General features: G+C 72.4%; 18 protein-coding genes and 3 pseudogenes. 10 read left to right on the top strand and 11 right to left on the bottom strand.

Annotated features, from left to right (window positions below; translation table 11 throughout):
- Positions 1-40: 40 nt before the first annotated feature.
- Both ACFYP4_RS16500 and ACFYP4_RS16495 read right to left on the bottom strand, forming a co-directional pair.
- Positions 41-1,981, bottom strand: a complete 1,941-nt coding sequence (locus tag ACFYP4_RS16500; protein WP_358851302.1) for an ABC transporter ATP-binding protein — start codon at positions 1,979-1,981, stop codon at positions 41-43.
- Between the two features lie 1,100 nt (positions 1,982-3,081).
- A pseudogene (locus ACFYP4_RS16495) lies at positions 3,082-3,491 on the bottom strand (aminoglycoside phosphotransferase family protein); the annotation flags it as partial.
- Here ACFYP4_RS16495 and ACFYP4_RS16490 point away from each other — a divergent pair.
- On the top strand, positions 3,491-3,667 hold the full coding sequence (locus ACFYP4_RS16490) for a hypothetical protein (protein ID WP_358851303.1): 177 nt from the start codon (positions 3,491-3,493) through the stop codon (positions 3,665-3,667). The pseudogene ACFYP4_RS16495 and the gene ACFYP4_RS16490 overlap by 1 nt on opposite strands.
- Before the next feature lie 297 nt (positions 3,668-3,964).
- On the opposite strand, the gene ACFYP4_RS16485 is transcribed toward ACFYP4_RS16490, so the two are convergent.
- Positions 3,965-4,765 (bottom strand): maleylpyruvate isomerase family mycothiol-dependent enzyme, encoded by an 801-nt coding sequence (locus ACFYP4_RS16485; RefSeq protein ID WP_358851304.1) that lies wholly within the window; start codon positions 4,763-4,765, stop codon positions 3,965-3,967.
- A 510-nt stretch (positions 4,766-5,275) separates the two neighbouring features.
- Here ACFYP4_RS16485 and ACFYP4_RS16480 point away from each other — a divergent pair.
- Complete coding sequence (locus ACFYP4_RS16480) at positions 5,276-5,446, top strand: hypothetical protein (RefSeq protein WP_388785924.1); 171 nt, start codon at positions 5,276-5,278, stop codon at positions 5,444-5,446.
- Positions 5,447-5,888: 442 nt separating this feature from the next.
- Here the strand turns inward: ACFYP4_RS16480 and ACFYP4_RS16475 are convergent.
- The 4 genes and pseudogenes from ACFYP4_RS16475 to ACFYP4_RS16460 form a co-directional block, all read right to left on the bottom strand.
- Positions 5,889-6,064: pseudogene (locus tag ACFYP4_RS16475) on the bottom strand (LacI family DNA-binding transcriptional regulator); the annotation flags it as partial.
- Between the two features lie 189 nt (positions 6,065-6,253).
- Complete coding sequence (locus tag ACFYP4_RS16470) at positions 6,254-7,417, bottom strand: cytochrome P450 (RefSeq protein WP_358851305.1); 1,164 nt, start codon at positions 7,415-7,417, stop codon at positions 6,254-6,256.
- Positions 7,418-7,642: 225 nt separating this feature from the next.
- Entirely contained in the window at positions 7,643-7,825 is a 183-nt protein-coding gene (locus ACFYP4_RS16465) for a hypothetical protein (RefSeq protein WP_037934591.1), read from the bottom strand.
- On the bottom strand, positions 7,822-9,765 hold the full coding sequence (locus ACFYP4_RS16460; protein WP_388785922.1) for a prolyl oligopeptidase family serine peptidase: 1,944 nt from the start codon (positions 9,763-9,765) through the stop codon (positions 7,822-7,824). Before ACFYP4_RS16460 ends, ACFYP4_RS16465 begins: the two co-directional genes overlap by 4 nt.
- A 231-nt stretch (positions 9,766-9,996) precedes the next feature.
- Here ACFYP4_RS16460 and ACFYP4_RS16455 point away from each other — a divergent pair, with 231 nt between their 5' ends.
- The 6 genes and pseudogenes from ACFYP4_RS16455 to ACFYP4_RS16430 all read left to right on the top strand — a co-directional run bounded on the left by ACFYP4_RS16455 (position 9,997) and on the right by ACFYP4_RS16430 (position 14,764).
- Positions 9,997-11,274 (top strand): MFS transporter, encoded by a 1,278-nt coding sequence (locus ACFYP4_RS16455; protein ID WP_388785920.1) that lies wholly within the window; start codon positions 9,997-9,999, stop codon positions 11,272-11,274.
- Positions 11,275-11,389: 115 nt separating this feature from the next.
- Positions 11,390-11,734, top strand: a complete 345-nt coding sequence (locus tag ACFYP4_RS16450; RefSeq protein ID WP_388785918.1) for an asparagine synthase-related protein — start codon at positions 11,390-11,392, stop codon at positions 11,732-11,734.
- 117 nt (positions 11,735-11,851) lie between these two features.
- Entirely contained in the window at positions 11,852-12,025 is a 174-nt protein-coding gene (locus ACFYP4_RS16445; RefSeq protein WP_358851323.1) for a hypothetical protein, read from the top strand.
- A pseudogene (locus ACFYP4_RS16440) lies at positions 12,026-12,370 on the top strand (aldo/keto reductase); the annotation flags it as partial. It lies immediately after the preceding gene.
- 61 nt (positions 12,371-12,431) lie between these two features.
- Complete coding sequence (locus ACFYP4_RS16435; protein WP_388785916.1) at positions 12,432-13,058, top strand: hypothetical protein; 627 nt, start codon at positions 12,432-12,434, stop codon at positions 13,056-13,058.
- A gap of 203 nt (positions 13,059-13,261) precedes the next feature.
- Positions 13,262-14,764 carry a PepSY domain-containing protein gene (locus ACFYP4_RS16430; RefSeq protein WP_358851309.1) on the top strand — a complete coding sequence of 501 codons (1,503 nt, stop codon included), beginning with the start codon at positions 13,262-13,264 and terminating at the stop codon, positions 14,762-14,764.
- Positions 14,765-15,355: 591 nt separating this feature from the next.
- Here the strand turns inward: ACFYP4_RS16430 and ACFYP4_RS16425 are convergent.
- A complete protein-coding gene (locus ACFYP4_RS16425; protein ID WP_358852188.1) occupies positions 15,356-15,874 on the bottom strand; it encodes an ATP-binding protein in 519 nt (172 codons plus the stop codon).
- A 182-nt stretch (positions 15,875-16,056) separates the two neighbouring features.
- Positions 16,057-16,380 (bottom strand): hypothetical protein, encoded by a 324-nt coding sequence (locus ACFYP4_RS16420; protein WP_358852187.1) that lies wholly within the window; start codon positions 16,378-16,380, stop codon positions 16,057-16,059.
- Between the two features lie 314 nt (positions 16,381-16,694).
- Between ACFYP4_RS16420 and ACFYP4_RS16415 the strand changes: the two genes are divergently transcribed.
- Positions 16,695-17,819 carry a PLP-dependent cysteine synthase family protein gene (locus ACFYP4_RS16415; protein WP_358852186.1) on the top strand — a complete coding sequence of 375 codons (1,125 nt, stop codon included), beginning with the start codon at positions 16,695-16,697 and terminating at the stop codon, positions 17,817-17,819.
- A gap of 57 nt (positions 17,820-17,876) precedes the next feature.
- Here ACFYP4_RS16415 and ACFYP4_RS16410 read toward each other — a convergent pair whose 3' ends face one another.
- Positions 17,877-18,707 carry a DeoR/GlpR family DNA-binding transcription regulator gene (locus ACFYP4_RS16410; protein WP_358852185.1) on the bottom strand — a complete coding sequence of 277 codons (831 nt, stop codon included), beginning with the start codon at positions 18,705-18,707 and terminating at the stop codon, positions 17,877-17,879.
- A gap of 424 nt (positions 18,708-19,131) precedes the next feature.
- On the opposite strand from ACFYP4_RS16410, the gene ACFYP4_RS16405 reads away from it, so the two are divergent.
- The gene (locus ACFYP4_RS16405) at positions 19,132-21,402 is read left to right on the top strand and encodes a hypothetical protein (RefSeq protein WP_358852192.1); all 2,271 of its coding nucleotides are present in this window, start codon (positions 19,132-19,134) and stop codon (positions 21,400-21,402) included.
- Here ACFYP4_RS16405 and ACFYP4_RS16400 read toward each other — a convergent pair.
- A complete protein-coding gene (locus tag ACFYP4_RS16400; protein ID WP_388785912.1) occupies positions 21,372-23,810 on the bottom strand; it encodes a right-handed parallel beta-helix repeat-containing protein in 2,439 nt (812 codons plus the stop codon). The genes ACFYP4_RS16405 and ACFYP4_RS16400 overlap by 31 nt on opposite strands.
- Between the last annotated feature and the right edge of the window lie 41 nt (positions 23,811-23,851).

Below are 23,851 nucleotides of genomic sequence, written 5' to 3'. Positions count from 1 at the left end.
GCGGACGGCCGAAATCGGCTCAGGACCGCGGCGGCGGGGCTCAGTTCGGATCGGGTGCGCCGCCGGTGCGCTGCTCCAGTTCCCACAGGGTCCGGAAGAGCCCGGGTTCGCGGGTGAGCTGCGCGTACGTGCCTTCCTGGACGAGGCGGCCCCGGTCGAGGACGACGATCCGGTCGGCCACGGCGACGTTGGCGAGGCGGTGAGTGATCAGAAGGATGGCGCGGTCCTTGGCCAGGTCCCGCAGGCCGGTGAAGACGTGGTGCTCGGCTCGGGCGTCGAGGGCGGCCGTGGGCTCATCCATCACCAGCAGTTCGGCTTTCCGGTGAAAGGCCCTGGTCAGGATGACGCGTTGCCACTGCCCGCCGGACAGTTGGTGGCCGCCGAACCATTCGCTGGTCAGGAGGGTGTCGAGGCCGGAACGGAGGGCGGGCAGCATGTCCGCGGCTCCGGACGCCTCACAGGCCGCCATGAGCGCGGCGTCGCTGGTGTCGCCCTGCCCCAGGGTGACGTTGTCGCGCAGCGTCAGCGGCAGGTAGGTGAACCGCTGCGGTGCTACCGCTACGTGCTTCCACGCCTCCCACGGCTCCAGCCGCGCGGTGGTCGTGTGGTCCCAGGCCACTTCCCCGGAGGTCGGCAGCAGCAGCCCGCAGATCAGCCGGGACAGCGTCGTCTTCCCCGACCCATTCTCCCCGACCAGCGCCATGATCTCCCCGCGCCGTACCTTCAGCGACACCCCGGCCAGGCTGTCCTTATCCGCACCGTCGTACCGGTAGGTGACGTCGCGGACCTCGAACCGCTCCGGAGGCGCCGACAGCACCTCGGAGCCACGAGAGGCCACCATCGCCTGCCCGTGCGCGTTGTCGATGAAGTTCTGCCAGTCCTGCACGTACCAGCCGGTGCGCACCAGCCGGGCCCCGCCGTTGATGATGCCGCGTACGGAGCCGGTCGCCGTCTGCAGGGCGAAGACCGCGCCGCCGCCCGCCGCCAGGTCCATCCGGCCGGAAACCAGCAGCCACAGCAGGGTCGCCCAGACCGCCGCCGAGGCGACTCCGCCGGCCGCCGCACCGGCCAGGCCCATCCAGGCACCGGTGTTCGCGGCCTCGCGCTCGGAGACGTTGACGGAGGCGGCAAGGCGCCGGTAGCGGCCGAGGAGGAACGGGCCGGCCAGGCAGGCCCGCATCTCCTCGCTGGACTCCATGTAGGACATGTGCCAGCGCAGCTTGTGCAGCATCCGCCGGCGCCCCGACGTCTCCAGGCTCGCGAGGTACACCACGCGGGCCGCGCGCACGTACGCGGCGGCCTGCGGCAGGCACGCCAGGAGAAGTAGAGGCAACAGAACCGGATGGATCACGGTGAGGACCGTCGCGCCGGCAGCGAGCGTCGCCGTGGCGGCCAGCACGTCCTGGGCTTCCTCCACGAGATCGGGAGTGACCTGCGCGCCGCGGTCGGCGATGTCGTACTGGTCGTTGTACCCCGGTCTGTTGTTCGCCGCGGCCTCGGCGCCGAGAGCAGCCTCGACCATGCTGACCTCCGCGGCACGGGCGAGCACCGGCCGCAGCCGCCCGGTCAGCCAGGTCACCGTGACTCCCAGCAGGACACGCAGGCCGGCGGCTCCGGCGATGACGGCCAGCTGTGGGGCCGCCTCCCGCAGCCGGTCGGTGATGTCGCCGGAGGAGATCAGCGCGGTGAGGGTGCCGGTGACGGCGAACAGGCCCAGTGCGGCCAGCACGCCGGTGCCGGTCTGGCACGCGAGGAGTCCGGCCGTCGCGCCCCGGTCAACCTGCCACGCCATTCGCAGCGACCGGCGCACCAGCACGGGCAGACGCCGCGCCATCGTGGTCGTCGTCATCTGCGCGCCGGCTTGGAACCGAGACTCGTCCCGGTACCGGAACTCTTCCTTCTGCGCCGTGCCGCCGCTGTCCGGCGGAGTCCCGTCCGCTTCGTCTGTGCTCGGTGTTGCTGCTGTGCTGCCCGAGGTCAAGTCGATCCCCCTGTCGGTCGGTCACGGCTGGTTCGCGAGGCTCAACGACGCAGCCCCCGATATCGAACACACGTTTTTCGGCCGGTCCTGAAGTCCCGGGATAGAGCGTTCGAGGAACGGTGGAGGCGGCACCGACCCAGCTCCTGCAACGGCACTGCCACCAAGGTCGGTTGGCCGAATCGCCGAGGTTCCCAAGCGCCGTACGCCAGAGAGCGCTTTGGCGCGTGCGGGGGTCGGGCGGACTTGTAGAGTGCGGGGTTTCCGGAACGCCACGACCCTTGTGGGGCTGACTGTGTACGACGCCCAGGGGCGCAGCCAGTGCGCAGCGCGACCCGGCTTCCACCAGGGCCGGCGGGTGTGCTGTCCCTCCTTGAGGTGACCGGCAGCGTGGTGTCGCCTCCAGGCTCCACCGGGTGCACCACAGTGAGCCGGTGCCCCGCCGACCGCTCACTCTCCTGTTCCTGCTCCTGGTGCTCCTTGGCGCCACCAGCTGCACCACCGTGGTGGCGCCCGGCTCCTCGACCGACGGGCGCCCATCGGGCAGGCATGCTCGGCACCTCCCTGACGCATCCGCCCCACCGGTCGCGGCACCCTCGCAGCGCAGCGCCCTGGTCGGCATCACGCCCACTCGTCCCCGCCTCAAGACCACCAAGCGTGCCCGCCGGCACGCGGCGCCGGTCCAACGCTCACCGCGCGCCGCGCCTGCCGCCAGCCCGGTTCCCCGCGAACGCGCCGCGCCCCGGCTCCGGGTGCAGCCGAAGCCGCCCGCGCGGCACCCGCGCGCCCGGACCGCGCCCAACCGTCCCCACCCGCAGCCGGGACCCGGGCAGATGCGGCAGCTGTGCCAGCGCGCCGACGGCGTCGCCGGCCCCGGCATTGTCAGCCTCTGCCACCGCAGGTGGGGGTAGAGGCGCGTGTGGGCCCTGCCCGAGCTGATGGTCGCCGTCCCGGTGGACAGCCCCACGCTGCCTGCCGGGTGGGCGGCTGAGTCGAAGTTCGACGCTTCTTCAGCCACTTGACGTTGTCTCATCCGGAGTGACATCGCGGCGTCCCCCAGCACACCTCCGACCGACACCGAAAGACTGCACGTTGCCAGAGCTTCAGGCGTGGGCCGGTTCGAATGCCTGCTTCAGGTTGTACTCGGCGATGCCCGCCATGAACGCCCGGTCAGGGAAGTGCCGTCGAGCAGTCGCAGCGGGCCCGCTGTCAGAGACAAACGCTGCGCGAGCATGTAGAGCGCGAGCCGGTCCTCGTCCAAGCCATCCGCCTCCAGCCGCTGGTAGGCATCGTGCATCAGTCCCTCGATGTCGATCGCCACGGGATGGTCGGGTCCCAGTTCGCCGTGCACGACCGCGTACTCCGCGCGTGGCTGCACCGCCGCCGCCATGATCAGCAGCCATTCCTCCAGGCGGTCCCGGGCGGCCGCGATCCGCGAATCGCGCGCAGCCGCCTCGGCAAGGCCCCGCAGCGCACGGTCGAGTACCAACCCCTCGCACGACGTGCCGCGCGATGCCGCTGTCCGCCACCTACGGGCCTTACGAGGTGGTACGGATCAACCTGCACGTGAACGGCGACTTCTGCCGCAGGGTCGTACGGGCGCACTACGACGCACCGGACGGACGGCGGGCCTACGACCTCCGGCTGTGGCCGCAGCCGCGACACGCGCCTTCGGGATGGTTCTGGTGATCATCTGGCGGGTTCGTGGGACCAGGAGCGCGGCCAGGGGGCGGCCTCGACGCAGAACCGCCGGCTCGCTGCATACGGAGAGCGAGCCGGCCGGCGGTTGCCCGGCTATCGACGTAGTCGTCTCCGATCGTGCGGAGGTCGTGAGTTCGAGCTCTGACCAGGTAGACGGTCGGCTTGGTGACGCCCCGAGGCCGCCTCGCAGGTTCGAGCCCGGTGCTGCGACTGACGAACCTGAAAAACCTGGCGAAGAGTCGTGTCCTACCGGCTCGAGGCGCTGCCAACCGCCCCTGCTACGTCCTACTTCTCCTCCGGCTCCCAGGCGCGGAGCAAGTCGAGCAGCCCTGCGTCTCCGTCAACGTGCAAGGAGTCGGCCTGGATCCGGTCGTACAAGTAGAGGACCAGCTCACCGGCCGTGCCGTGGACGGAGGCGCCGGCTGCGTCCGAGTCCTCGCCGGTCGCGGCAGTGAGCGCGGGGATGCGGGTGGAGCGTGCTCCGTCGCCGTCGACCGTGAGGCGCCAGGAGCAGCCCTCGGCGGCGTGGAAGTCGAAGGCCGTGGGCTTGTGCGGCCAGGCACTCGGCGTTGCGCAGACGGTGAACAGGAACTCCTCCACACCGTCGAGTGCCAGCTCGACCGGCAGCGGCTGCGGTGCGCCCCCGGCGAGCTGGGCGTCGTAGGTGTGCACCGCGGTCTCCTGGACCCGGTGCCGGGCGGTGCCGCCGGCGGTCTGCGGAGACTGCGACGCGGGCCACCACGTCCAGCAACCGCTCTCCGGTCCCGCCGCACGCAGGGCGCCCAGCAGAAGCTGCGTCGACGCGTCCAGCCAGGCCAGCAGGGCCTCGCGCTCCTGCGGCACTTCCAGCGCGGCGCGCGCGGCGACGGCCTCGGCCGGGGGCGCGTCGGCGGGCCCCGCGCCGACGATGGCGGCCCAGAAACGATCTCCCCCACCCAGGTGCTTCACCAGATCGAACAGCGTCCACCCGGGGCAGGTCGGCACCTGTGCGTCGAGACCGGGCGCGGCGGCGACCACGGCGCGGAAGGCGGTCGACCGTTCATCGATCAGTCTCAACAGGTCGGGGAACTCAAGATTCTCTTCCACGCCGGATGTCTATCACCGTGCTCCGGTGATCGGACAGCGATTTCCGCAGTCGCAGCCGGTTGGCCATTGCGGAAGTCGTCCTCGCCTCCCACCGCTCGGGTGACCAGCGAACGCGACCGCCTTCAGGTGGAGCGGGACCGCCTCACCGGGGGCGACGTGCCGCCGGATCCTACGGGGACGGGCGACTCCGGCCTTCGATGCACGCGCAACCAAGTGGGGACTCGAGAGCGGGCCTGGCCGTTTTCAGATCCTCATCAGGGGCTCAAGGTTGCTCACCGCAGCGCAGCCGCTCCGTCCCGCAAGCCGGGTCAGGGCGGCGACCTGCCGCAGCCCCTGCCCCGAGCCCACTCGGGCGTACCCGGCCCGCAGGCAGAGGACGCGGCCACAGGGATAGCGCCCGCCGTCGGCCGCGTGGCGACAGACCATGGTCCCCGGACGCCGTCTGCCCGCGTTCTACTCCTGTTCGAGGCGCCACGTCGTTCGTGCTCCATCCCGAAGGACAGGCCCGCCATGAGCACTTCCGCCCCGCAGTACGAGCCGCCCACCTGCTCCACGGCCAACGTCGGCCCCTGCGCCCGGTGTCAGCGGCCGACCCAGAAGCACGGCCCCGGCGCGAGCCCGCTGCGCAACGAGTGCCTCGCTCCGGTACGAGCACTTCAGCGCAAGCCCGCGACTACCTGACAGCAGAAAGGCCCACCGAACTCGGCGAGGGCCTTCATGCCGGGCGGCAGGACGCTCCGGTTGGTCTACTTGCAGCGCGTGCGGAGCGCGGGCTCCAGTGACGAGCCTGTCCGCAGAGTACGGAAGCCGAAGCGGTCGCTCGGTGCAACCATGGGCTTCCGAGCCTGTCTCCCTCCTCATGACAGCCAACCGGAAGCCGTGGTCCACGCAAGCCGACCGGGAGTTGAGACTGTCGAAGGTCGACTGGGCGCTGGGCCTCGCCTTCGCTGCCGCTGTCCTGTCCGCGGGCGGCATCCTCTACGGCCTGGTGGTGCTGCTCGACTTCAAGGAGATCGACAGCAACCGGAAACTCGACGCCGAGACGCTCTTCGACCTGGTGAAGCTCTCCTTCGGAGTGGTCGCCGGGACCGGCGCGCTCGTCGCCCTGGTCGTCGCCTACCGTCGCCAGCACGTCGACGACGTAGCCCAGCTCGGCGATGGCCTGCTGCACGGCACGCCGGGTCGACTCCTTGACACCGGTCGCGTGTTGATGACGCGGGAGACCGTGCCCCGCCCCACCCCGGCAAGCGCGGCCACTTCCTCCAGCGTCGGCGTGGTGCCAGGGCGCCGCTTCACCATATTCACCCCACCACCAGGGCACCCGATCTTACGGTCCCGGGCGGGCGCCTGATCGGCGGACCGGCGGGTCGGCGTCGGTCGGCGGCCCGTACGTCTGGCGCGGTTCCCCCTTGCGCACCCCGTGTCCCGTTCTCCTTGACCGACCCGGCCCAGGGCGCGATGGTGAGGGCGGCAGGGCCAGGGCGAGGATCAGCGGCGCAGGGTGAGGGGCAGCGCCTCCAAGCCGCGCAGCATCATCGTGTTGCGCCAGCGCAGGTCGCGCTCCTGGCAGGCCAGGGTCATTCCGGGGAAGCGGGCGAGGAGCGCGGTGAGCGCGATCTCGGTCTCCAGCTTGCCGAGCAGGGCCCCGAGGCAGCGGTGGATGCCACCGCCGAAGGCGAGATGGCCGGCGTCCCGGCGGTCGAGGATGAGGCGGTCGGGGTCCTGGAAGCGCGCCGGGTCGCGGTTGGCCGCGCCGAGGGACAGCAGCACGAACTCGTCCTGCGGGATCTCCACCCCGCCGACATCCACTGGCTCGGTGGTGAAGCGGGTGGTGGCCATACAGATGGGGGAGTCGTAGCGCAGGAACTCCTCGACGGCCCTGGGCATCCGGGTGAGATCGGCGCGCAGCCAGGCGGCCTGGCCGGGATCGCGCAGCAGCGCGAGGCAGGAGGTGCCCAGCAGGTTCACGGTGGTCTCATGCCCGCCGATCAGCAGCAGGGCGACCATGCCCACGATCTCGTCGTCCGTCAGCTCCCCGCGCTCGCGGGCCGCCAGCAGCTCGGTGAGCAGATCGGCGGGACGGTCATTGCGGCGGATACGCCGGTCGGCGATGGCCAGGACGTACGAGCCCATCTCCTGAACGGCTCGCCGGAACGCCGCGTGGTCGCCCTCCTGGGTGACGATGGCGGTCGACCACTTCCGGTAGAGGTCGCGGTCCTCGGGCGGGAAGCCGAGCAATTCGCAGACGACGAGGATGGGCAGCGGGAAGGCGAAATCACGTATCAGGTCCACCGTGGCGGTGGTGGTGCGGGTCGTGTGGCGCGCGGCTGCCGCGTCCAGCCCGTCGAGGAGTTCGAGGGTGATGCGCTCGACCATCGGCCGCATCGCCTCGACCCGCTTGCGGCTGAACGCCGCTTGGACCACGCGGCGGAGGCGGGTGTGGTCGGGCGGATCGCTGCTGAGCATATGGGTGATCTCGGTGCCCAGGTTGACGCCCTCGACCCGGCTGTCGGCCAGGGCCTGGGCGCGCCGCACATCCTGCGCGAAGCGGCGGTCGAAGAGCGCGGCCCGGACATCGTCGTAGCGCGGGATGATCCACAGCCGCAGGCCGCCGTCGCTGTGCAGCACGGAGACCGGGGCCGATTGCCGCATCCTGGCCAGGGTCGGGTACGGGTCGCTGAGGAACGTCGGCGGGTTCTGGCGCGGTTCCGTCGTCTCGGGCTTGTCCGGCCGATGCTTCTCCGGTCGGGGACTGTTCGTCCGGGGTGCTGCCGTCGCTGCCGTAGCTGTGGTCATGATGTTTTCCTGTCCTCACCGGTACGGCCGGCGCCGCGGCGGGGTGCCAAGCGTGGCACCCCGCTACGGCGCTGCTTGGGCTCACTGCAGAGGCGACTTCTTCTCCGTGTTCTTCTTCGTGCGGGTGGTGCAGGTCCGCGCCGGGCCGTTCGGCCGGACCGGGACCGCCTTGTCCAGGGCGGCCTGGGTGTCCGGCGGAATGATGATCCCGCGCTCCCGCTCGGTGGCGCTGATGGGGTCGACGCGCAGTCCGTGACGCTTCATGGGGTTGACCTTTCTTCGGGGTGGTGGACGGGGTGGTGCGAGCCGGTCCGCCCGCTGTTGCGGCGGTCGGCGGTTCCGGGGGAGGCGCGCAGCGCGTCGTCGGCGTAGCGCACCATGGCGGCCCAGGCGGCGGCGTGTCCGGCTGGGTCACGGCCCACGTCGTGTCCGCCGCCGAGCCACCGGACGCGATGCGGGACGTCGCGGCGCCGCAGCGCGGCGAGATAGCGCTCGATCTGTTCCGGAGGGCACTTCTCGTCGTCCGCCGAGGCGGCGAGGAAGAGCGGGCCGCGTACGCGGCCCACATAGGTCGTCGGGCAGGCCGCGCGATAGCGGTGTGGCACCTGCTCGGGGGTGCCGCCGAAGAGGCGGTCGTCGACCTCCCGCAGCGCCGGCGTCGTCGCCCGGTACGCCGCCGTGTAGTCGGCCACCGGGGCGACGGCCAGCCCCACGTCCCACAGCCGGGGCTGGACGCCCATCGCCAGCAGCGTCAGATAGCCGCCCCAGGAGTAGCCGCACAGGCCGGTACGGCCCGGCTCCGAGACTCCCGCGTCGATGAGGTGGCCGCGCACCGCGGCGAGGTCTTCGAGCTGGGCGAGGCCGACCCGGTGGCCGAAGTCGTCCCGCCAGCGGGGGCCGTAGCCGGTCGAGCCGCGGTAGTTGGTGCGCACCACGGCGAATCCGGCCCGGACCAGGGCCTCGGTCCGGGCGTCATAGGCGTCCCGGTCGTGGGTGTGGGGCCCGCCGTGGACGAGGAAGACCGTCGGCCAGGGGCGGTGGCCCGCCCTGCGGCCGGGCGGGGTGGCCACAAAGCTGTGGATCTGCCCGTACGGCCGACGTGTCCACAGCTCGCGGCGCCTGGATCCGGTCGTTCCGCCGGGCGCCGTGCCGCGTGACGCCGTCGTGGAGCGGCCGGAGTGGCCGGAGTGGCCGGAGCGGGCGGGACGTTCCGGGGGTTCCGGGTGCTCCGCACTTTCCGAGTTTTCCGGGCTTTCCGGGTGGCAGATCAGTGGCCGGGGCGGTTCGCCGTCGCGGCTCCACAGGCAGTGGACCGTGCGGTCGGGTGCGCAGGAGAAGTCGATGATCGTGCCCTCGGGCGTGGGAAGCACCGTCGTCGTACCGCGGTCGAGGTCGGCGCGGAGCAGGCGGCTGCGTCCCGCCCGGTCCTGCTGGACCAGCGCCGTGCGGCCGGGCCCGTACCAGCAGGCGGTGATCTCCGTATCGAAATCGAGGGCGGAGCCGGGACCGTGCGTACGGATCCCCTCGCCCTGCCGCCAGAAGGCCAGGGTGTAGCGGCCCGCGCGTTCGAGGACGAGCAGCAGTTCCGGCCGTGCGGTGGTGAGGTCCGGGCGGAAGCCCAGCGCCCACACCGCGCCGCCGTCCCCCGCTGCGCCGGGGATGGCGTCCACGAGGACGCCGGAGGCCGGTGACCACGGCCGGACCGCGGCCTCTCCGGCCGGGCACCCCGCGGTGGCCAGCAGTCGGCCGCCGGGCGCCAGGCCCACCACTGCCGCATAGCCGGGCTCCTCGGCCACCAGGCGGGCGCGCTCGCCCGGTCGGCCGAGGTAGTACCGCGAGCGGTCCGCGACCCCGACGCCGACGGCGGCGAGGCCGCTGCGGGGGTCGAAGGCCAGGCCGTGCATCCGCCCGGCGGGTACGCCGTCGAGCGCCGGACGCGGGTGCCCGCCCCCGAACGGCCCGCGCAGCCAGCGGCCTTGACCGCCGGGAGCGGCGTCGAACCACCACAGGCCGTGGCCGTCCGGCTCGATGGCGGCGGTCTCCACACCCAGCGGTGCGGTGGTCGCCTGGCGGCGCTGACCCGTCGTCAGATCCCAGGCCACGATCTGCGGGAGACCGTCCACATACCGGGTCTCGACCGCTCGCCGCCCGTCGCGGGCGGCGAAGGACGGGACGTGCACCGCCGTTCCGATACCGCCGCTCATCGCCGTCCCTCCCTTCGTTGGTGTCCGCTTCCGCCGCCGGTGGTCTCGGCCGTGGTGGGCTCCGACGGCCATCACACTGCCGGACGGGCGGGCTGCGTGGCAGAGAAGAAAGCGCAGCGGCACCGGCGGTGAGCTACCGCCGGTCCTTCCCTGGCACCGGACGGTGGGCGGGCGACAGGGTGCGGGGGCGACCACATGGCCCGGACCCACCGAGGAGAAAGGGGCGACCCGATGACGATCGCGGCGACCCGGCCCGGCGCAACCCCCGTCCCGCCCGGCGGAGCGCCGAACGGCACACCGGGTGGCAGGCCGAGCCGTGCGCTGACGGCGGTCTACGTCGCGGGCGCGGTGACGGCGTTGGGCACCCAGATGACCATGCTCGCGCTGCCCTGGCTGGTGCTGGAGACCACCGGCTCGGCCACCCGGGCGGGCCTGGTCTTCGCGGCCCAGGTGCTGCCCATGGCGCTGCTCGGCTTCGCGGGCGGAGAGGTCATCCAGCGCCTGGGCGCCCGCCGGACCATGGTCGTCTCCGATCTCGCCCGCGCTCCGGTGGTGGCGCTGATCCCGCTGCTGCAGACCCTGGGCGCGCTAAATCTGGCCGTCCTCATGACGATCGTCGCGGCGCTCGGGGCGCTGGCCGTTCCGTACCACGCGGCACAGCGGGTGCTGGCGATGGAACTGCTGAGCCCGCACGCCCGCTCTCTGGCCCGCGCCAACAGCGCGCTGGCAGGTGTGCAGAACGGCTCGGCGTTCGCCGGACCGGCGCTCGCGGGCGCGCTGATCCCGCTGGTGGGGACCACATCGGTGGTGTGGCTGGACGCGGCCACGTTCGCCTTCTCCGGGTTGCTGCTGCTGCGCCGCGTCCCGGCAGGGGGTGGCGGGGCCGGAGGGTCCGCGGCCGGCCCCCGCGGCCTGTGGGCGGGGGTGCGGCATCTGTGCGGCGACTGGTTCCTGAGCCGGGCGATGCTGTCCACCGTGGTGTTCGGGCTCATGCTGCGGACCCTGATGATCACCATGCCGGTGCTGGCGTTCGCCCGGTTCGAGGGGGACGCCAGGGTCGGCGGCCTGCTGATCGCCGCCCATGGCGCCGGTGGCCTGGTGGGCTCGGTGGCCGCCTATGCGCTGGCGGCACGGGTCGCCCCCGTACGACTCGCCTGCACGGCCCTGGTCTGCGTCGCTCTGCCCCTGTGGACGCTCCTGGTGCCCGTGCCAGCCAGCGTGCTCGTCATCGCCGTCGGTTTGTCATCGGCCGCCGCACCCCTGGCGAACGCGCCGCTGATGGGCCTGCTCTCCGCCCGGCTGCCGGACGGCTTCGGGCCCAAGGTGTTGCAGGCCGTGGTCACGATCAGCACCCTGGCCGGGCCGCTGGGCTTCCTGGCCGCGGGCGCCGTGCTGGACCGGGCCGGTGTCACGGCGACCCTGTGGGGCGTCGCCGCTCTCGCGACGTTCGGCAGCGGCAATCTGATCCTGGCCCTGCGCCGCCTCCAGGCCACCGGGGACCCGGACTGACCTGGTCTTGTGAGAAGACCCCGGTGGACGAGGGTCACGCGGCGCCGGAGTTCACCGGAAGTCCTCCCCGCGGTACTCCGCGTCCGAGCCCGCTGCGGTGGCCTCGCGCAGCTCGATGCGGCGGATCTGGAGGCCGCTGGTGATGACCAGCGACAAGCTCGCCTCCGCCTACGCGCTCGAACGCCGGTCCCCCTACCTCGCCCGCGACCTGATCGAGGTCTCCTACCGGCTGCCCGCCGAGCACAAGATCAGCGACCCGGCTCAGGGCAAACGGATCCTGCGGGACGCCGCCAAGGCCCTCGGCCTGCCCCGCGAGGTCTGGGCCAGGCGGGGACAAGCTCGGCTTCGCCTCCCCGGTCCCCGCCTGGCTCAACAGCACCCTCGCGGGCTGGGCCGATGCCCAGATCAACACCGCCCTCGCCGACGCCCCGGCCGCTTTCCGCCCCCTCGAGGGGGTTGACGCCCGGCAGCCGGTTCGATCGCACCCGCATGCAGGCCCTCATGGCAGCCGCCTGGTTTTCGAACCAGACGGTCCAGGCTGCCGCGTGATCCTCAACTGCCCCACCAGCGTGTCGGCATGCACTCCGACACCACCATGGCCGAGGAGCCGGCCGCCGCCCGCGGCGCCGTCGCGATCATCGCCAACCGCCGCGGCGACCTCCTCCACCCCGGCGCCGCACCGCACAGGGGAAGGCGCACCGGAGCCTGCAGTGGGTCCTGGACGCCGTCACCGCCGGCCCCGCCTTCGTAGCCCATCGAGGAGACCATCGGCGCGCTGACCGAACTGGTCGCCGAGGGCAAGGTCCGCCACATCGGACTCTCCGCGGCCAGCCCCGAGACGATCCGCCGGGCACACGCCGTGCATCCCGTAGCCGCGCTGCAGACCGAATACTCGCTCTGGACCCGCGACGTCGAGGCCGAGATCCTCCCGCTGCTCCACGAACTCGGCATCGGCTTCGTCCCCTACTCGCCGCTCGGCCATTGCCTGCTGACCGGGCAGATCCGCACCGTCGACGACTTCGCCGACGACGACTGGCGCAAGACCAACCCGCGCTTCACCGGCGAGAACTCCCAGCGCAACCTGCGCATCGTCGACGCCCGGACGTGCTTCGATGCGCCGCGGTGGTGCCGGGGGGCGGCTGGCATGATGACTCCCTATGTCGTCCGGACCCGCTCTCCGTCTCGCACGTGCCGCGGTGTTCGCCGCCGTGTGCGTGACAGTGACGGGTCTCGGCCACGCCCTGATGTCCCAGGAGGTTCCGGCCTGGGCGGTGGGGTACGGATTCGCGGCCACGGCCGCAGGGGCGTGGTGGATCGCCGGGACCCGCGAGCGCGGTGTGCTGGCGGTGACCGGTGCAACGGTGGCGGTGCAGTTCGCTCTGCACGGGTGGTTCGACTTCGCCCAGTCCTCCTCCGCTCCCCCCGCCATGGCCGGTTCCGGGGCCGGGATGGTTCATGACATGTCGTCGGCGATGGGAGCGATGCCCATGGACGGCCCGATGACGAGTCACGGGTCCCTGGGCATGGTCGTGGCACACTCCCTGGCCGCGGTGCTGTGCGGACTGTGGCTGTGGCGTGGCGAGGCCGCAGTCTTCCGTGCCGGCCGTGCGCTGGCGGTGTCCGTCTTCGCTCCGCTGCGGCGGGCCGGACGGATCCGTGTCGTGCGCCAGGTGCAGTCCCCGGCACGTCCGGTGTTCTTCGTTCCGGTGCGGTTGGTGCGTGGTGTGCTCCTGCAGCACGACATCGCGCGCCGGGGTCCCCCGATGTCTGCAGTCTGCCGCTGACCGTCCGTCGTACCCAGTGGTGCGACGGGCGCAGTCCGGCGTGCCCTCTTGGACGGCACTTCCTGGAACGGCCGCGTCTCATCGAGCCGTTCCCGGGAGGCGGTTCCGCCGCGCACGCCATGCCGCCGCTACCCGGCGGACCGACTCGCCAACTTCACTCGCGCCCGCGTCGCTGACGTCGGGTGCCCATTGGGGATGCATCCATGTCTTCAACCCAGGAACAAAAACCGCAGGACGAGTCCGAGGCCACCGACACGGTCCTCGACGAGACCCCCTATACAGCAGCCGCCGACACCACGGCCTCCGACACCGCGGGCGACACGCGGCCGGTCCGCTCATGGCGGGGCGTGCGGGCGCTGCTGGTACGACTGCACTTCTACGCCGGGGTGTTCGTCGCCCCCTTCCTGCTCGTGGCCGCCCTGACCGGGCTGGCCTACATTTTCACCCCGCAACTGGACGACCTGGTCTACCGCGACGTGCTGCACGTGGAGCAGTCCGGCCGACAGCCACGCCCGCTGGCCGAGCAGATCTCCGCGGCCCGCACCGCCCACCCGGAGGGCGCCCTTGCCTCCGTGACCACCCCACCCGGTCCGGGGGACACCACGCAGGTGGTGCTGTCCGTGCCGGAACTGGGCGAGAAGCAGCGCACCGTGTTCGTCGACCCTTACACCGCCGAGGTCAAGGGTGAACTGACCACCTGGTGGGGCTCGACCCCGCTCACCACGTGGCTGGACGACCTGCACCGCAACCTCCACCTCGGTGAGACCGGACGCCTGTACTCCGAGGTCGCCGCCAGCTGGCTGTGGGTGCTCGTCGCCGGCGGACTCGTCCTGTGGCTGGGACGTGCCCGTGGACAGCGCGCCGGGTCCGCGCGCGGTGTTCTGCTGCCCGACCGGTCCGCCCGGGGTGTTCGCCGCACCCGCGGCCGGCACGCCGCCACCGGCGTGTGGATCGCCCTCGGCCTGCTGTTCCTCAGCGCGACCGGCCTGACCTGGTCCCACTACGCCGGTGACCGGTTCGGGCAACTCCTGGACACGGTCAAGGGACACGCCCCCGAACTCGACACCGCGCTTCCCGGCGCCGAGACCGCCGCCGGTGACGAGCACGCGGGACACACCGGACACCACGCCGGCCAGGACGCGGCATCGGCCGACCCCGCTGCCTTCGACGCGGTTCTCGCCGTGGCTCGCCACGAGGGCCTGGGCGGCAAGATGGTGGTGACCCCGCCCGCCGACCCGGCGAGTGCGTGGACCGTCGCCCAGGACGATCCCAGCTGGCCCGTCCACTACGACAAGGTCGCCGTCGACGCCGCGAAGGGTGAGGTCACCGCCGAGACCCGCTGGGCCGACTATCCGGTCACGGCCAAGCTCACCAAGCTCGGCGTCCAGGGACACATGGGGCGGCTCTTCGGCGTCGCCAACCAGATCCTCCTCGCCGTCATCGCTCTGGGCCTGGTCTTCGTCGTGCTGTGGGGCTACCGGATGTGGTGGCAGCGCCGCCCCGTCCGCGAGGACCGCACGGCCCTCCTCGGCAAGGCCCCCGCGCGCGGCATCTGGCGCACCCTGCCCCTGCCCGTCCTGATCCTCGGCGTCCCCGCCGTCGTCGCTCTCGGCTGGGCACTGCCCGTCCTGGGCATCACGCTCCTCGCGTTCCTCGTCCTCGACGTCGCGACCGGACTCGTCCGCAAGGCCCTTACCACGGCGTGACCCCACCCGGCGGGAACCCGGCTGGGCACGAGACGAGCGAAGGCCCGGGCCGCGGAGGGGCGAATTCCAAGAATCGTCGCAACACGTGATCACTGGCGTGTAGGTGAGCAGTGTATGCAGCGGCTCGGCCGGGAGTTCCCGGCCGAGCCGCTGCCGCATCGTCGGTGGGATTCTGCTGCCGCTCCGGCGGCCCCAGGGGTGAGCAGTGGGCCGTCACCCTGGAGGCCACGGTCCGCCGTGCCGCACGGGTCACCGAGGCCGTCGAGGTGTACGGCTGCGGTGAGCCGGCCGTGCGGACCCGGCGCGGTGAGCCGGCCGTGCGGACCCGGCGCGGTGAGGCGGCCGTGCGGACCCGGCACGGTGAGCGTCGGGTTCCCGGCCGGAGGCTTCACGGTGGCCGGACTTCACCGTACGTGCAGTCCCCGACCGGTCGGGCGCCCTCGCCCTCGCGGTACCGCCCGCGCAGCTCACGGCGGTCGATCCGGTCGCCCTCGCGGCACTGCGTCCAGCTCGGCGTGCGGCGCGGCCGGGCGTGCTCCGCGCCCTCGCCGCCGAATGACGCAGCCGGGCGACGCGGAGGTCGCCGCCCGGTCAGCCGGCAACGGCGGACCGGGCGGGAGCGTGCTCGGGCCTGAGTCCCTCGGGGCCGAACCTGTGCGCAGGTGTCTCCAGAGCGGTGCCGTACGGCGGTCGGGGCGGTGCGGCGAGCGCGGCGGAGTGCGCCGGCAACGTGAACCACACGACCTTGCCCGAGTCCCCGTTCGGCCGCACGCCCCAGCTCTCGCTCATGGCGGCGACCATGGCGAGGCCGCGGCCGCAGGTGGCGAAGGGGTCCGCGTCCTCCACGACGGGCAGGCGCGGGTCGTTGTCGTGCACCGAGACCGTGAGCCGGTCGAGCAGGAACTCGATCTCCACGGTGCACATCTTGTCGGGCTGGGCGTGCCGGTGAACATTGGTCAGGAGTTCGGTCACGCCGAGCGCTGCGCGGTCTATCAACGAGTCCAGATGCCAGTAGCGCAACTGCGCAGATACGATTCTGCGGACCTGGCCGATCCGCGCCGGCAGGGCTTGGAGCCCCACCGTGCAATGCCTGCTTGGCTGGCTGATCACGGCTGCGACTCCCCGAATTGAGGTCCGGAAGAAGACGGAGATCGGATCCAGCAGATGGCTGCGTGGAACGACCGCCTGCTGTGATGTCCGGCGGGCTGGTTCGCAGCGTTATCGCCGGTAAACCCAGAGTGACGTGAGATCAGCGTCACCCAGGGGAGGCCGTCCCGCAACTCGCGGCGCATTCAACCGTTGCGCCCCGCCGCCCTGCGCACCGCTTCGATGAACCGCCGTGCCGAGGGCGGGCCCGGCTTTCCCGGCGCCGGATCGTGCTCTCCGAGAGTGAGCTGGTAGCGCGTGCCGTTGATGTCGGCCGACGCGCGGTCGTCATGGGCGAACCACGGCTTCGACGCCCGCACCGCCTGTACCGGCGCGCTGTCGATCTCGCTGCCGTAGCTGGTGAGCAACTCGAGCCTGCCGTCGCTGATCCGGACCTGTCCGGCCCGGGTGAGTGAGCGCAGCCTCTTTTCGATCCGCACCCCCGTGGCCGTGAACTCCGGCTCCGCCATGATGCCCCGCCCCCTCGCGCGGTCGGCTCCCGCTCCGTCGTGCTCCAGCGTGGTTCCCGGTCCAGTGAAGCATCCCCGTGCCGTGCAGTCTGCCCGCCTCCGGTGACGAGCACCAGTACGCACGACGAGGTCCCGCGGAGCGGCGGAAGCACTCGCCCCGATGCGCCCCCGCACCGCGACACCCCGTGCCCCAGGGCCTCCTTTGAGTTGCTCAAAGATGCGTTTATGCAGGTGAGAAGCGTGAGGAAGATGTTTATGATCGAGGTGTCCGACCATGTCGACCGGCGTCGGCGCAATGCGTAAGGAGCCCCGCCGTGACCACCACTCCTCCGGCCAGAACCGGCCAGACCCTCGACGTCGACCACAGCGACACCGCGTATCGCGCCTGGCTCAAAGAAGCCGTCCGCAAGGTCCAGGCCGACGCCAACCGGTCGGCCGACACGCATCTGCTGCGCTTCCCGCTGCCCGAGCAGTGGGGCATCGACCTCTATCTGAAGGACGAGTCGACCCACCCGACCGGCAGTCTCAAGCACCGGCTCGCCCGTTCGCTCTTCCTCTACGGCCTCTGCAATGGCTGGATCCGGCCCGGACGCCCCGTCATCGAGGCGTCCAGCGGGTCGACGGCCGTCTCGGAGGCGTACTTCGCGAAGCTCATCGGGGTCCCCTTCGTCGCGGTGATGCCGCGTACGACGAGCGCCGAGAAGTGCCGGCTGATCGAGTTCCACGGCGGGCGGTGCCACTTCGTGGACGACCCGCGCCGGATGTACGAGGAGTCCGCGGCCCTCGCCGTCGAGACCGGCGGCCACTTCATGGACCAGTTCACCTACGCCGAGCGGGCCACGGACTGGCGCGGGAACAACAACATCGCGGAGTCCATCTTCCGCCAGCTGGAGCGGGAGCGGTTCCCCGAGCCGGCGTGGGTCGTCGCCACGGCGGGCACGGGCGGCACCTCGGCGACGATCGCGCGGTACGTGCACTACATGCAGCACGACACCCGCATCTGTGTCGCCGATCCGGAGAACTCGTGTTTCTTCGAGGGATGGACGACGGGTGATCCGGACGTCACCACCGACTGCGGATCCCGCATCGAGGGGATCGGCCGGCCGAGGATGGAGCCCAGCTTCGTGCCCGGCGCCGTCGACCGGATGATGAAGGTCCCCGACGCCGCCAGCGTGGCCGCCGTGCGCGCACTGGAGCGGGTCATCGGACGCAAGGCGGGCGGGTCGACCGGTACCGGCCTGTGGAGCGCGCTGAAGATCGTCGCCGAGATGGTCGCGGAGGGCCGCACGGGAAGCGTGGTGACCCTGCTGTGCGACCCCGGTGACCGCTACCTGGACAAGTACTACTCGGACGCCTGGCTCGAGCAGCAGGGGCTGGACATCGCGCCCTACACGGCGGCGATCGAGTCGCTGCTGCTGACGGGGGTGTGGCGGGACTGAACCGGCGGGGGGCCGGGGGTCGGGCGACGTCTGGACGACACCTTGTCCGGCGGACCGTCAGATGTCCGTACCGTCCTCCGGTTCACCCGCCACCACCAGGCGCGTGAGGTGCTCCGCGATCTCCGTGCGCACCTCGGCCGACAGCCCCGTGTCGGTCACCCACGTGTCGACCTGCTCCAGCGCGGCGAACGAACTCAGGCCCACCGTGCCCCACTTGGTGTGGTCCGCGACCACGACGACCCGCCGAGCGGACTGCACCAGCCGCCGGTTCGTCTCGGCCTCCGCCAGGTTCGGCGTGGACAGACCGGCCTCCGCCGATATGCCGTGCACCCCGAGGAACAGCAGGTCGAAGTGGAGCGCGGCGATCGCCCGGTCGGCCACGGGTCCGACGAGCGAGTCGGAGGGCGTGCGCACTCCACCGGTCAGGACGACCGTGGCGGCTCCCGGCCGCTGACCCGAGACGCGCTGCGCCGAGTGGAAGACGTCCGCGACCCGCACCGAGTTGGTGACCACGGTCAGGTCCGGCACGTCGACGAGCCGGTGGGCGAGCGCGTACGTGGTCGTGCCGCCGGAGAGCGCGATCGCCGTCCCGGGAACGACCAGCTCGGCCGCGGCCCGGGCGATGTCCTCCTTGGCCGTCAGCTCCAGACCGGACTTGGCCTCGAAACCCGGCTCGTGCGTGCTCGCCTCGGCCAGCGGGACCGCGCCGCCGTGCACCTTCTCCACCACACCCTGGCGGGCGAGGGCGTCGAGATCGCGGCGGACCGTCATGTCGGAGACGCCGAGCTTGCGCGTCAGCTCGTTGACCCGGACCCCGCCGCGGCGCCGTACCTCGTCGAGGATGAGAGCGCGCCGCTGCTCCGCGAGGAGGTTCTGATTCTCGCTCACGTCCGCTCCGGTTCCTTTCGCCTCAGCCCGCCCGACACGCCGCCGGACCCGCTCCGACGAGGGACATTCTCCGCGCCGGGGGTCCGGAGGACGACCCATCCTCGCACGGCTCGCCGACGGTCGCGCCACTGCCTGTGCACGGGTTCCGGCCGTCACCGTCACACGTACAGGGGAGATTCCGTGACGAGAGGTGTGAGCCGGTCCCCGAATGGAGATCCTGTGCCTGCACATGACACGCCATCGGGCAGCACGGGGGAAGTGCAGAACAGTGGAGCGTGCACGGGAACAGGCCTTGGCCGGGGAGCGCGGCGACTCCCTCCAGCACTCGACGGGAGAGCACGCCGACCCTCCCGGGCGGCCCGCGGGGGACGAGACGGCCCTCGAACTCCTGGTCCACGGAGTCGGCGGTGCAACACCCCAGGACATGCTCGACGACCCGCGCACGGTACGGATCACGGGCGACGAGACAGCGGCCGTCTACCGGCGCGTCGACGACGCCGACGCCGAACAGCGCCCCGGCGGGTGCCGTGCGGCGCCGGTGCCCGAGGCGTACGTCTGGTGCAACCTGACCTCGGGCAACGGCGCCCGGGCCCTGTGGCTGTTGCTGCTGCCCTTCATGGTGGTCAACCTCGCCCACTGGATGCGCCCCACCGCCCGGGGCAGGACCCGGACCGTCCGGCTGTACGGGCTGATCGTGCGGCTCGCCGGACTCAGCCTGACCGTGCTCCTGGTGGCCGCCGCCTGCGAGGTGGCCCTCGACCTGACCGCCTGGCAGTGCGCGGGCACGCGCGCGTGCGCCGCGAAACACTCCTGGCTCGGCTTCCTCTCGCCCGCCGTGTCCGACGGCGGCTGGTGGAGCCTGCCGGGGCGCAGGCTGGCGCTGGCTGCAGTGGTGCCCGCCGCGCTCACCGGACTGCTCTGGTACCTCTCCCACCGCACCTGGAGCGCATACGAGTCACAGCAGCCGATGTCGCGCCGCGCCGAGCCCGACGAGGAGACCGGGCGCACCGGTCTCGGCCGCCCCGGGTTCTGGTACGGGCGCCGCCTGGTGGCCCGGCTGCGCGCCGCGCACACCGCCGCGGGCTTCCTGACCGTGGCCGCGGCGGTCGGCACGTCGGCCGCCCGCCACGACCGGGGGGCCGGCGGCCCCGCCCTCCTGGAGGCCCTCGGGCGGCTTCTCGACGCGACGCTCGTCCTGGGAGCGGCCGTCGTGGTGTGGGTGGTCTGCCGCCGGGGCCGCAGTGAGCACCGTCTCGACCGGAAACTCGACGAGACGCTCGTCCGACGGCTGCCACAGGGCGCGATCGTCCTCCTCGGGCTCACCATGCTGTACGCCGGCTGGTCGCGCCCGGGCTGGGAGTCGACGGGACGGCTGCCGGGTGACACGACGTTCGGTGCCATCTCCCTCGGACAGGGGCTGCTCGTCGTCGCGCTCGGCGTGGTCGCCCGTGTCCTGTACCGCACCCGTCCCGACCGGCGCACCGCGATGCGCGGTCTGGCCGGTCCCGCCGTCGCGATGCTGGCCTGCGCGCTGGGCGGGGTGATGTCCGGGGGAGTGGCCCAGCGGGTCGCCGACTGGCTGGACGGCACCCGGGACACGCTGGTGAGCCCGCCGGTGCTGCTGACGTGGCAGGCGTCCGCGATCCCGCCCCTGCTGCTGGTCCTGCTGGCGCTCGCCGGATGGCTGGCCGGGCGCACCCGGCTGCTGCGGCGCCTGGAGATGAAGCGGGTGGAGCTCGAATACCCCGGCGAGGAGAAGGACACCGTCCGTACCCGCCGCATCGCGTCCACGCGCGCGCACGCCTCCCTCACCGACCGCGCGCCCCGCATCGTCGGCATCGTCTCGGCGGCGACCCTGTTCTTCGGCGCGGCGGCCCTGCTCGGAGCCGCGATGACCGAGCAGGCGCCCGGTGAGGCGGCCCGCGGTTCGTCCGCCTTCGTGCAGGGCGCCGCGCAGACCGCGCAGACCCTGGGCTCCTGGCTGATCGGACTCGGCTTCATCCTGTTCGTCACCTGGGGGCGCCGCGCCTACAAGGACGCCTCCGCGCGCCGCACCATCGGCATCCTGTGGGACGTCGGCACCTTCTGGCCCCGCGCCGCCCACCCCTTCGCTCCTCCCTGCTACGCGGAGCGCGCCGTACCCGACCTGACCTGGCGCATGGCCTCCTGGACCCGCGCCACCGGCGGACGGCTCGTCATCTCAGGCCACTCCCAGGGCAGCGTGCTCGCGGCCGCCGCGGCCTGGCAGCTGAAGCCCTCCGTCCGCAGGCGGGTCGCACTGCTCACGTACGGATCACCGCTGGAGCGACTGTACGGCCGCTGGTTCCCCGCGCAGTTCGGGCCGGCCGCGCTGACCTCCCTGCACCGCGAGGTCGACTGCTGGCGCAATCTGTACCGCCCCACGGATCCCATTGGCGGCCCCGTCCGGCTGCCGGGTGACTGCGGGCCGCAGGTCGACCGCGAGGCACTGAAGGACCCCCTCGCCTACGGCCGCACCGAGCGCCACCCGCTGCCCGCGCCGATCCTCGGACACAGCGACTACCAGGCGGATCCGGCGTTCGCGGAGGAGCGGGAGCGGCTGCTCGCACGGCTCACGCCGGACGTGCCCGGCCCGCGTGCCTGCGACGACGAGGAGCCGCCGCGCCCGCCGGACGGCGACGGCCCTCAGGGCACGTCCGGCAGGTCCTCCGCGTAGAGCAGGGTGAGGTCGTCCGTGCTCGGTTCGTGCAACTGCGCGACGCGCCCCGCGTGCCGCTCCACCATCGCCTCGAACGTCTGGCGCGCCGTGCGGCCGTTGCCGAATGCGGGTCCCTTCGGGATCGCCGTGAAGTACTTCAGAAGAGCCTCACAGGCGCCGGGAGCGAGCCGGTACTCGTGCTCCTCCGCCTGCTGTTCCACGATCCGCAGCAACTCCTCCGGCACGTAGTCGCTGAAGGTGATGGTGCGTGAGAAACGGGACGCCACACCGGGGTTGACGGAGAGGAACCGCTCCATCTCGGCGGTGTAACCCGCGACGATCACCACCACGGCCTCCCGGTGGTCCTCCATCAGCTTGACGAGCGTGTCGATCGCCTCGCGGCCGAAGTCGCGTCCCGAGTCCTCCGGGGACAGCGCGTACGCCTCGTCGATGAACAGCACACCGCCGCGCGCCCGGTCGAAGGCCTCCTGGGTGCGGATCGCCGTCGATCCGATGTGCTCGCCCACCAGGTCGACCCGGGAGACCTCGACGAGGTGCCCCTTCTCCAGCACGCCGAGCGAGGCCAGGATCTCGCCGTAGAGACGGGCGACGGTCGTCTTGCCGGTGCCGGGGGAGCCCGTGAAGACCAGGTGGCGGCGCGCGGAGGCCGCCTTCAGGCCCGCCAGTTGCCGGCGACGGCCGACCTCGATCATGTCGGTCAGGGCGCGCACCTCGCGCTTGACGCTCTCCAGGCCGACGAGCGCGTCGAGTTCACCGAGGACGGCCTTCGACGGGCGCGCGGGCCGTTCGGGCTCCGGCGCGGGCGCGGCGACCGGCGCCTGCCCGCCGGTGCGCTGGTCCGGGACGGCGCCCAGCAGGCCGGGGGAGTGACTCGCGGTCTGTACGGCCGTCTCTGGCGCCGGGGGCCGGGGGTGGGCGCTCTCGTCGCTGGTGCAGTCCTCGACCAGCGGCCCTCCGCCGGGCGCCGCGCCGGTGGCGGCCTCCGCGAACTCGTAGCCTCCGCGCGCGCACCGTTCCGTGCGGCACTTCTTCAGCGTCGTGCGGCAGCCGTCGATCACGTGGAAGCCGTAGCCGCCGCTGCCCGTGACCCGGCAGTTGTGGAAACTGCCGCGGCCGCCGGCCGACACGTAGAAGCCGGCCTCCGCGGGCGAGTCGACCGTGCAGCGCTCGATGGTGGGGTCGGCGCCCTTGGTGACGATCACGCCGGTCTGGGTGCCGTCCACCGTGCAGCCGGACAGGGTGCCGCCGCTGCCGTGGTCGCGGAACCAGGCGCCGGTCGCGGCGTCCCGGATCCGGCAGTCGTCGAGCTGCGCGGTGGCGCCGTCGCTGACCGACACCGCGGTGTTCCGCACCTGTGAGAGGTCGCTGTCGACGACGTCGGCCCGGGAGCCGCGGTCGAGGACGAACAGGGCGTCCGGCACGTCGTGCACCCGGCACGATTCGAGGACGACGGCCGCGCCGTCGCTGACCCACACCGCGGGGTAGTCGCCGGTGCTGTCGAAGATCTCGCACTGGTTGGCGTCGACGCGCGTACCCGGGTCCCACACGGACAGGCCGTTGCGGCCGAACTGCCGCACCGTGGTGCGCGTCAGGGTGAGCACCGAGCGGGAGCGCAGGTCGACCGCGTTCTCCGGGATGTCGTGGATGCGGCAGTCGGCGAGGGTGAGGACGGCGTCGGTGTCGAGCGTGACACCGTCCGCGGTCGTACGGTGCACGTCGCAGTCGGTGAGGTGCGCGGTGGCCCGGCCGGTGATCTGCACCCCGGATCCCCTGACCTCGTACACCTCGCAGCCGACCGCCTCCAGGGACGAGTTCTCGCCCGTGGCCGAGAGTCCCGCGCCCGAGGTGTGGTGGATCCGGCAGCGCTCCAGGCGGGGGCGGGCGCCGCCGCGCACCGCGACGCCCGACTGGCCGGCCGCGACGACCTCGCACTCCTCGAAGACGCCGCCTCCGCCGTCGAGCACCGCGATGCCGACGCCCGCCGGATTGTCGACCGTGCACCGCCGCACCGTCGGGCGCGCGCCGCCGCGCACCTCGATCCCCGCCGCGGACCGCGTGACGATCCTGAGGTCCATCAGTTCCGGCGTGCCCTCCTCGACGAGTACCGCGGGGGCGGCCGCGTCCTGGCCCTCCACGTACAGGTCCTGGACCACGGCGGAGGCGCGCACGGTGAGCGGCACCCCGTCCACCGGGGCGATGCGGACCGAGCCGGGCGTGCCGTCGGGGCCCCGCAGGGTCACCGCCCGCTGGACGACGAGGTTCTCCCGGTAGGTGCCGGGAGCGATGGTGAGGACGTCGCCGTCGGCCGCGGCCTCCAGGGCGGCGGCCAGCGATGCGTACTCACCCGTGCGGCGCCGCCACCGCGACGTGCCGGTGTGCGTCACCTGGACCGTGCCCTGTGCCATGGCGCTGCTGTGCCCCCACCTAGTCGTACGCGGGTCCTGAG

Source organism: Streptomyces sp. NPDC005551, from assembly GCF_042871785.1.
Lineage (GTDB): Bacteria > Actinomycetota > Actinomycetes > Streptomycetales > Streptomycetaceae > Streptomyces.
The sequence above is the reverse complement of the archived record's forward strand: the minus strand, read 5'-3'. Positions and strand labels throughout refer to the sequence as shown.